This is a genomic window from Micromonospora sp. NPDC049049, from assembly GCF_040649115.1.
Lineage (GTDB): Bacteria > Actinomycetota > Actinomycetes > Mycobacteriales > Micromonosporaceae > Micromonospora.
This window is the reverse complement of sequence record NZ_JBEZEX010000063.1, coordinates 1-8513: the sequence shown is the minus strand read 5'-3', so window position 1 is coordinate 8513 and position 8513 is coordinate 1. Positions and strand designations below refer to the sequence as shown.

Below are 8513 nucleotides of genomic sequence, written 5' to 3'. Positions count from 1 at the left end.
GGCGCGGGGCGCGGGGCGCGCGGGCGCGGGGCGCGGGGCGCGCGGGCGGTCAGGCGGTCAGGCGGTGACTGGTACCGGGGCGGCGGCGTCGGTCGGGGTGGCCTGGGGGGCCGGCGCGACCGGGCGGCGTTCCCGGGTGGACCACTGCACCGACAGCGCGGCCAGCAGTACCAGGCAGGAGCCGAGCATGTGTGCGCCGACCAGGAACGCCGGCACGTGGGTGAAGTACTGCACGAAGCCGATCAGGCCCTGGCCCAACTCCACGGCGACCAGGATGATCGCGGCGCGGGTGGCCTGCTGCGCACCGACGGCGCGGAACGCGAAGATCAGCGCCACCGACAGGCCGATCAGCAGGAAGACCCCGTCCGCGTGCACCTGGGAGATCGTCTCCGGGTCGAGCCCGTTGCGGGCGGCGCCGTGGTCGCCGGCGTGCGGGCCGCTGCCGGTGACCCAGGTGCCGACGACCAGCACGGCGACGGTGACGCCGGTGGTGACTCGGGCCAGCGCGCGCAGCGGTGCGGGCACCACGGCCACGGTCGGGCCGTCGGGGTCGCCGATGCGTCGCCAGAGGGCGTACGCGGCGGCGATCACGGCCATCGAGGCGAGGAAGTGCAGCCCGACCACCCACGGGTTGAGGTTGGTCAGCACGGTGATGCCACCAAGGACCGCCTGGGCGGGGATGCCCAGGAAGACCACCACGGACAGTGCGAGGAGTCCGGGTCGGCGGGGCCGGTGCAGCAGTACGGCCAGCACCGTGGCCAGCGCGATCAGACCCACCGCGAAGGTCAGCATCCGGTTGCCGAACTCGATGACGCCGTACACGCCCATCTCCGGCGTGGTGATGTAGGAATCGTCTGTGCACCGGGGCCAGGTGGGGCAGCCGAGGCCCGAGGCGGTCAGTCGGACGGCCCCGCCGGTGACGACGATGCCCACGTTCGCGATGATCGAGGCGAGCGCGAGGCGGCGCAGCAGGATGCCGGAGACCGGACGGACGATTCGGTTCACGGCGCAAATCCTACGCACCGTAGTGATCGAGGTTCGTCCGACTCCGTCAGTGCGGTGGTTGGGATCACCGGGGCCCGGGTTTGCGACCCTCCGGGTAATTACGTAACGTTGGCGTTGTGAAAAACGCGGCGGCGCTCTCCGGGCACCAGCCGACGGCCGTGCCGGCCGTCGGCGCGTCCGTGTCCGCGCCTGCCGTGACCACGCCGGTCGGCCCCGCCGGGCCGGCGGCGGCCGAGGTCTCCACCCGGGATCGGGTCACCCAGTTGCTGTTGGAGCAGGGTGCCACCACCGCCGCGCAGCTAGGCGCGGCGCTCGGGCTCAGCCCGGCGGCGATCCGCCGACACCTCGACGCGATGCTTGCGGATGGTGACGTGTACGCCCGCGAGCAGCCCGTGCAGGGCAGTCGCGGTCGGGGCCGCCCGGCGAAGGTGTTCCTGCTGACCGAGGCCGCCCGGGTCCGCTGTGGCACACACCACTACGACAACATGGCCACCGCCGCGCTGCGCTGGATCGCCCGCAGCGGCGGCCCGGACGCGGTGGAGGCGTTCGCCACCGAGCAGGTGTCCGCTCTCGAGTCGCGCTGTCGGGCGGCCATGGAGGATGCGGGCGACGACCCTCTCGCGCGAGCCGAGGCACTTGCCGCAGCGCTCACGGGCGAGGGTTACGCTGCCAATGCGACCACGATCGCCTCTGGCGGCCAGCTCTGTCAGCACCACTGCCCGGTGGCGCACGTGGCCGCCGAGTTTCCTCAGCTGTGCGAGGCCGAGACCGCGGTCATCTCCCGTCTGGTCGGCACCCACGTGCAGCGTCTGGCCACCATCGCGCACGGCGACGGGGTGTGCACCACGCACATCCCGACCCAGCCGGGCCGTGCTCAATCCGGTAATCCCGTAACCACTGTGAGGACAGATAGATGACCGAGCAGATCGTCCAGCCCCTGACCCAGGAAGAGCAGCTCGCCGCCCTGGGCCGGTACGAGTACGGCTGGTCCGACCCGGACGCCGCCGGGGCTGTCGCCCAGCGTGGCATCAACGAGGCGGTGGTGCGGGACATCTCGGCCAAGAAGAACGAGCCGGCGTGGATGCTCGACCTGCGGCTGAAGGGCCTGCGGCTGTTCGGCCGTAAGCCGATGCCGGCGTGGGGCGCGGACCTCACCGGGATCGACTTCGACAACATCAAGTACTTCGTCCGGTCGACCGAGAAGCAGGCCACCAGCTGGGAGGACCTGCCCGAGGACATCAAGAACACCTACGACCGGCTGGGCATCCCGGAGGCGGAGAAGCAGCGGCTGGTCGCCGGTGTCGCGGCGCAGTACGAGTCGGAGGTCGTCTACCACAAGATCCGCGAGGACCTTGAGGAGCAGGGCGTCCTCTTCCTGGACACCGACACGGCGCTGCGCGAGCACGAGGACGTCTTCAAGGAGTACTTCGGCACCGTGATCCCGGTCGGCGACAACAAGTTCGCCGCCCTGAACACCTCGGTGTGGTCCGGTGGCTCGTTCATCTACGTGCCGAAGGGCGTGCACGTCGAGATCCCGCTGCAGGCCTACTTCCGGATCAACACGGAGAACATGGGCCAGTTCGAGCGGACGCTGATCATCGTCGACGAGGGTGCGTACGTGCACTACGTCGAGGGCTGCACCGCGCCGCTCTACTCCTCCGACTCGCTGCACAGCGCGGTCGTGGAGATCATCGTCAAGAAGAACGCGCGTTGCCGCTACACGACCATCCAGAACTGGTCGAACAACGTCTACAACCTGGTCACCAAGCGCGCCGTCTGCCACGAGGGCGCGACCATGGAGTGGGTCGACGGCAACATCGGCTCCAAGGTGACCATGAAGTACCCGGCGGTCTACATGACCGGCGAGCACGCCAAGGGCGAGGTGCTCTCGGTGGCGATGGCCGGCGAGGGTCAGCACCAGGACGCCGGCGCCAAGATGGTGCACGCCGCGCCGCACACCTCCTCGACCATCGTGTCGAAGTCGATCGCCCGTGGCGGCGGCCGCACCTCGTACCGGGGTCTGGTGCAGGTGCTGGAGGGTTCGCACCACAGCCGGAGCACCGTCAAGTGCGACGCACTGCTCGTCGACACGATCTCCCGCTCGGACACCTACCCGTACGTCGACATCCGTGAGGACGACGTGTCGATGGGGCACGAGGCGACCGTCTCCAAGATCAGTGATGACCAGCTCTTCTACCTGATGAGCCGGGGCCTGAGCGAGGACGAGGCGATGGCGATGATCGTGCGCGGCTTCATCGAGCCGATCGCCAAGGAGCTCCCGATGGAGTACGCCCTGGAGCTCAACCGCCTGATCGAGCTTCAGATGGAGGGCGCGGTCGGCTGACGCCGCCGTTCCCCCGTGACGGGCCGGAACCTCGGCCCGTCACACCCGGCCCCAACTCGTCGTCACGGAACAGACAGACCAAGGAAGACATGACTACCCAGGCTTCCGCGCCGCCGCCCAGCACCAAGTCGCAGGCGCTGCGCTCGTACGACGTCGCCGACTTCCCGGCCCTCACCGGCCTGGAGGAGGAGTGGCGCTTCACCCCGCTCAAGCGCCTGCGCGGCCTTACCGGCGACGGCTCCAGGTCGCTGCGCGGCGCCAGCCGCGCCGAGCTGGAGTCGTCGGACGACGCGCCGGCCGCTACCGGCGCGGTCCGACACGAGTACGGTGACCTGCCCGAGGGCGTCGCCATCACCCGGGTCGGCCGTGACGACGAGCGCGTCGGCAGCGTGCTGATCCCGGTCGACCGGGTCAGCGCGTTGGCTTACGGTGCCGCCGCGGACGCACTGCTGCTGCGGGTGGACCCCGATGTGGTGCTCGGCGAGGCGGTACGGCTGCGGGTGGTCGGCGAGGGCGTCGAGCAGCCGGCGTTCGGTCACACCTTCGTCGAGGTGGGCCGGTTCGCCGAGGCGACAGTGGTGCTGGAGCACGTCGGGTCGGCCACCCTGGCCGACAACGTCGAGGTCGCCGTGGCCGATGGCGCGAAGCTGACGCTGGTCACGGTCGCCGACTGGGCCGACGACGCGGTCCAGGTCCAGCACCTGAAGATCAAGCTGGGTCGGGACGCCAAGGTCATCCACATCCAGGTCTCCCTGGGTGGCGACCTGGTCCGGCAGTTCACCAGCGTGGAATACACCGGGCGCGGGGGCGAGGCCGAGCTGTACGGCGTCTACTTCGCCGACTCCGGCCAGCACCTGGAGCACCGGCAGTTGGTCGACCACAATGTGCCGGACTGCCGCAGCTACGTCGGCTACCGGGGCGCTCTGCAGGGCGAGAGCGCGCACACCGTCTGGGTGGGCGACGTGCTCATCCAGGCCGAGGCGACCGGCACCGACACGTACGAGATCAACCGGAACCTGCTGCTCACCGACGGCGCGCGGGCGGACTCCGTACCCAATCTGGAGATCGAGACCGGCGAGATCGCCGGCGCCGGTCACGCCAGCGCGACCGGCCGCTTCGACGACGAGCAGCTGTTCTACCTGATGGCCCGGGGCATCCCGGAGAGTGAGGCCCGCCGGCTGGTGGTCCGTGGCTTCTTCGCCGAGCTGATCAACAAGATCCCGGTGGAGTCGCTGCGGGAGAGCCTCGGCGACGCGATCGAGGCCCGGCTGACCAAGGCCGGCGCTTGATGATCCGGCTCTGCTCCACCGAGGACGTGCCGAAGGGCACCGCGATCCGCGCGGACGTCGACGGCACCCCGATCGCCCTGGTGCACGGCGAGGACGGCAACTTCTACGCCGCGTACGACGAGTGCTCGCACGCCGCTGTCGCGCTCTCCGAGGGCGAGGTCGACGGCTGCACGCTCGAGTGCTGGTTGCACGGCTCGCGCTTCGACCTGCGCACCGGCGAGCCGACCGGCCTGCCCGCCACCGAACCCGTCCCCGTCTACCCCGTCGAAGTCCGCGACGGCGACATCTACCTCAGCCTGACGCCGAGTAATGGAGTGACCCGATAATGAGCACCCTGGAGATCCGCGACCTGAAGGTGTCGGTCAAGCTGCCCGAGGGTGAGCTCAAGCCGATCCTGGCCGGCGTCGACCTGACCGTGAAGTCGGGCGAGACCCACGCGATCATGGGCCCGAACGGCTCCGGCAAGTCCACCCTGGCGTACTCGATCGCCGGCCACCCCAAGTACGAGATCACCGGCGGTACGGTGACCCTCGACGGCGAGGACGTGCTGGCGATGACTGTCGACGAGCGTGCCCGCGCCGGTCTCTTCCTGGCCATGCAGTACCCGGTCGAGGTGCCCGGCGTCTCGGTGGCGAACTTCCTGCGGACCGCGAAGACCGCCATCGACGGCGAGGCGCCGAAGCTCCGTACCTGGGGTGGCGAGCTGCGCGGCGCTATGGAGCGCCTCCAGATGGACCCGGCGTTCGCCCAGCGCAACGTCAACGAGGGCTTCTCCGGTGGTGAGAAGAAGCGGCACGAGATCGTCCAGCTGGAGCTTCTCAAGCCGAAGATCGCGATCCTCGACGAGACCGACTCCGGTCTCGACGTGGACGCGCTGCGCGTGGTCAGCGAGGGCGTCAACCGGGTCCGCGACACCGGCGACACCGGCGTGCTGCTGATCACCCACTACACGCGGATCCTGCGCTACATCAAGCCGGACTTCGTGCACGTCTTCGTGGCCGGCCGGATCGTCGAGCAGGGCGGCCCGGAGCTGGCCGACAAGCTCGAGGCCGAGGGCTACGAGCGGTACGCCGCCGGGGCCGGCACGGCCAAGGCCTGAGCGAAAGAGGCGCTGCCGAGATGACCAGCATCGCGATCCCCGAGGGGATGCCGCAGTACGACGACGTGCCGCGTTTCGACGTGGCCCGGGTGCGCGCCGATTTCCCGATCCTGGACCGGGAGATCAACGGGCACCCGCTGGTCTACCTCGACAGCGCCAACACCTCCCACAAACCGCGCCAGGTGCTCGACGTGCTCGACGAGCACTACGCGCGGCACAACGCGAACGTGTCGCGGTCGGTGCACACCCTGGGCACCGAGGCCACCGAGGCGTACGAGGGGGCGCGGGCGAAGGTCGCCGCGTTCATCAACGCACCGAGCGTCGACGAGGTGGTGTTCACCAAGAACTCCACCGAAGCGATCAACATCGTGGCGTACGCCTTCTCGAACGCCTCGCTGCGCGCGGACGCCGACCCCCGGTTCCGGCTCGGTCCCGGCGACGAGGTGGTGATCTCCGAGATGGAGCACCACTCGAACATCGTCCCGTGGCAGCTGCTCTGTGAGCGGACCGGCGCGACCCTGCGCTGGTTCCCGGTCACCGACCAGGGCCGGCTGGACGAGTCGGGCCTGGAGGACCTGGTCACCGAACGGACGAAGATCGTCTCGTTGGTGCACGTGTCGAACATCCTGGGCACTGTCAACGCGACCTCCCGGATCACCGCTCGGGTCCGCGAGGTGGGCGCGCTGCTGCTGCTGGACTGCTCGCAGTCGGCGCCGCACCTGCCCCTCGACGTGGTCGACCTGGACGCCGACTACATCGTGTTCACCGGCCACAAGATGTGCGGCCCCACCGGCATCGGTGTGCTCTGGGGCCGGGCCGAGCTGCTGGCGGCCATGCCGCCGGTGATGGGCGGCGGCTCGATGATCGAGACGGTCACCATGGGCCGCTCGACGTTCGCCGCCCCGCCGGCCCGGTTCGAGGCCGGCACCCCGCCGATCGCCGAGGCGGTCGCGTTGGGCGCGGCGGTGGACTACCTGACCGGCGTCGGGATGCGAGCCATCCAGTGGCACGAGAAGGAGCTGACGGCGTACGCGCTGGACGCCTTCGGCTCGGTGCCGGACCTGCGGATCTTCGGCCCGACAGTGCCGGTGGGCCGGGGCGGCACCATCTCGTTCGCGCTCGGTGACGTGCACCCGCACGACGTGGGTCAGGTGCTCGACTCGCTCGGCGTGCAGGTGCGGGTGGGTCACCACTGTGCCAAGCCGGTGTGCAGCCGGTTCGGCGTCCCCGCCATGACCCGGGCCTCGTTCTACCTCTACACCACCACCGAGGAGATCGACGCTCTGGTGGCCGGTCTGGAGCAGGTACGGAAGGTGTTCGACTGATGCAGCTCGACCAGCTCTACCAGGAGATCATCCTGGACCACTACAAGCGCCCGCACGGGCGTGGCCTGCGCGATGCCGACGACCCAGGCGACCAGGTCGCGGAGGCGCACCACGTCAACCCCACCTGCGGTGACGAGGTCACCGTCCGGGTGGCCACCGACGGCACAGTGCTGCACGACATCTCGTACGACGGGATGGGCTGCTCGATCAGCCAGGCGTCGGCGAGTGTGCTGCACGAGTTGCTGCGTGGTCGGGGCGCCGGGGAAGCATTCGAGGTGCACGAGGCGTTCGTGGAATTGATGTCCGGACGTGGCCAGGTCACGCCGGACGAGGACGTGCTCGGTGACGGGGTTGCTTTCGCGGGTGTGGCCCGTTACCCCGCCCGGGTCAAGTGCGCGCTGCTGCCGTGGATGGCGTTCAAGGACGCCGCGGCACGCGCCGGTGTGGGCGTGAGCCCGGAGGTGAAGGCGTGAGCGAGCGTCAGCGAGCGAATGACACAGTGGTGCCTTGCGGCATCACGCAGCGAAGCGGAGGGACGGCATGAGCGAGCACATCGCTGCTACTGAGGCGACGCCGGAGGCCGGTGACACCACTGTGGTGCCGCAGACCGACGCCGCGACGACCGACGGCACCTCTGACGCCGCCGCTCCTGCGGGCGGCGTCAGCAAGGCCATGATCGCCGACATCGAGGAGGCGATGAAGGACGTCGTCGACCCGGAGCTCGGCATCAACGTGGTCGACCTTGGCCTCGTGTACGGCGTCCACGTCGACGACGAGAACGTCGCCACCCTGGACATGACGCTCACCTCGGCGGCCTGCCCGCTGACCGACGTCATCGAGGACCAGACCCGGCAGGCGCTGACCACCGGCCCCGGCGGTGGCCTGGTCAACGACATCCGGATCAACTGGGTGTGGCTCCCGCCGTGGGGCCCGGACAAGATCACTGACGAGGGTCGGGACCAGCTTCGCTCCCTCGGCTTCAACGTCTGAACCGATCCCACTTCGTCGAGCGCTGTACCCGTCCGGGTGCCGCGCTCGACGCGTTTCCAGACCAGTTCAGCACGCGGTCGGCGACCAGCTCGCGACCCCCGACTGACCGCCTGAGGTTCGGCTCTGCTCCCTCGGCCGATCCCAGAACACCCCAAGATCGCGCTTGATCCTCGATGTAGTGGCCTCGGTGCGTCGCCGAGGCCACTACATCCTGGTTCGAGTGCGATCTTGGTGGCCGGGGGCACCAGGGCCGGGGTTTCGATCTCCAAAGGGGCGGCGTTCGTCGTCAAGATCTGCGCAGGATCAGGGATGTTGCTGTCTCCGGCGTGTCGGAGGCAGCAATATCGAGGATGTTGTGAGGATCTTGGGCGCGGGGCGCGGGGCGCGGGGCGCGGGGCGCGGGGCGCGGGGCGCGGGGCGCGGGGCGCGGGGCGCGGGGCGCGGGGCGCGGGGCGCGGGGC

The 8513-nt window shown here is 69.8% G+C and carries 9 protein-coding genes; 8 read left to right on the top strand and 1 reads right to left on the bottom strand.

The features are described from left to right. Positions 1-57: 57 nt before the first annotated feature. Positions 58-1023 carry a COX15/CtaA family protein gene (locus tag AB0B68_RS31985; protein ID WP_357264736.1) on the bottom strand — a complete coding sequence of 322 codons (966 nt, stop codon included), beginning with the start codon at positions 1021-1023 and terminating at the stop codon, positions 58-60. Between the two features lie 161 nt (positions 1024-1184). Here AB0B68_RS31985 and AB0B68_RS31980 point away from each other — a divergent pair, with 161 nt between their 5' ends. The 8 genes from AB0B68_RS31980 (at position 1185) to AB0B68_RS31945 (ending at position 8052) form a co-directional block, all read left to right on the top strand. Beyond that, on the top strand, positions 1185-1922 hold the full coding sequence (locus AB0B68_RS31980; RefSeq protein ID WP_357264739.1) for an HTH domain-containing protein: 738 nt from the start codon (positions 1185-1187) through the stop codon (positions 1920-1922). Beyond that, positions 1919-3349, top strand: coding sequence for a Fe-S cluster assembly protein SufB (sufB, locus tag AB0B68_RS31975; RefSeq protein ID WP_074312771.1), 1431 nt, complete (start codon positions 1919-1921; stop codon positions 3347-3349). The genes AB0B68_RS31980 and sufB overlap by 4 nt, the downstream gene beginning before the upstream one ends. A gap of 89 nt (positions 3350-3438) precedes the next feature. Beyond that, positions 3439-4638 carry a Fe-S cluster assembly protein SufD gene (sufD, locus tag AB0B68_RS31970; protein WP_357207741.1) on the top strand — a complete coding sequence of 400 codons (1200 nt, stop codon included), beginning with the start codon at positions 3439-3441 and terminating at the stop codon, positions 4636-4638. Continuing rightward, entirely contained in the window at positions 4638-4964 is a 327-nt protein-coding gene (locus AB0B68_RS31965) for a non-heme iron oxygenase ferredoxin subunit (RefSeq protein WP_357207738.1), read from the top strand. Before sufD ends, AB0B68_RS31965 begins: the two co-directional genes overlap by 1 nt. Beyond that, positions 4964-5737: a Fe-S cluster assembly ATPase SufC gene (sufC, locus tag AB0B68_RS31960; protein WP_007462702.1), complete on the top strand. Its 774-nt coding sequence runs from the start codon at positions 4964-4966 to the stop codon at positions 5735-5737. The genes AB0B68_RS31965 and sufC overlap by 1 nt, the downstream gene beginning before the upstream one ends. 20 nt (positions 5738-5757) lie before the next feature. After that, on the top strand, positions 5758-7062 hold the full coding sequence (locus tag AB0B68_RS31955) for a cysteine desulfurase (RefSeq protein ID WP_355009956.1): 1305 nt from the start codon (positions 5758-5760) through the stop codon (positions 7060-7062). Further along, positions 7062-7535: a Fe-S cluster assembly sulfur transfer protein SufU gene (sufU, locus tag AB0B68_RS31950; RefSeq protein WP_091403700.1), complete on the top strand. Its 474-nt coding sequence runs from the start codon at positions 7062-7064 to the stop codon at positions 7533-7535. The genes AB0B68_RS31955 and sufU overlap by 1 nt, the downstream gene beginning before the upstream one ends. Before the next feature lie 67 nt (positions 7536-7602). Next, positions 7603-8052 carry a metal-sulfur cluster assembly factor gene (locus AB0B68_RS31945; protein WP_355009957.1) on the top strand — a complete coding sequence of 150 codons (450 nt, stop codon included), beginning with the start codon at positions 7603-7605 and terminating at the stop codon, positions 8050-8052. The last annotated feature ends 461 nt before the right edge of the window (positions 8053-8513 follow it).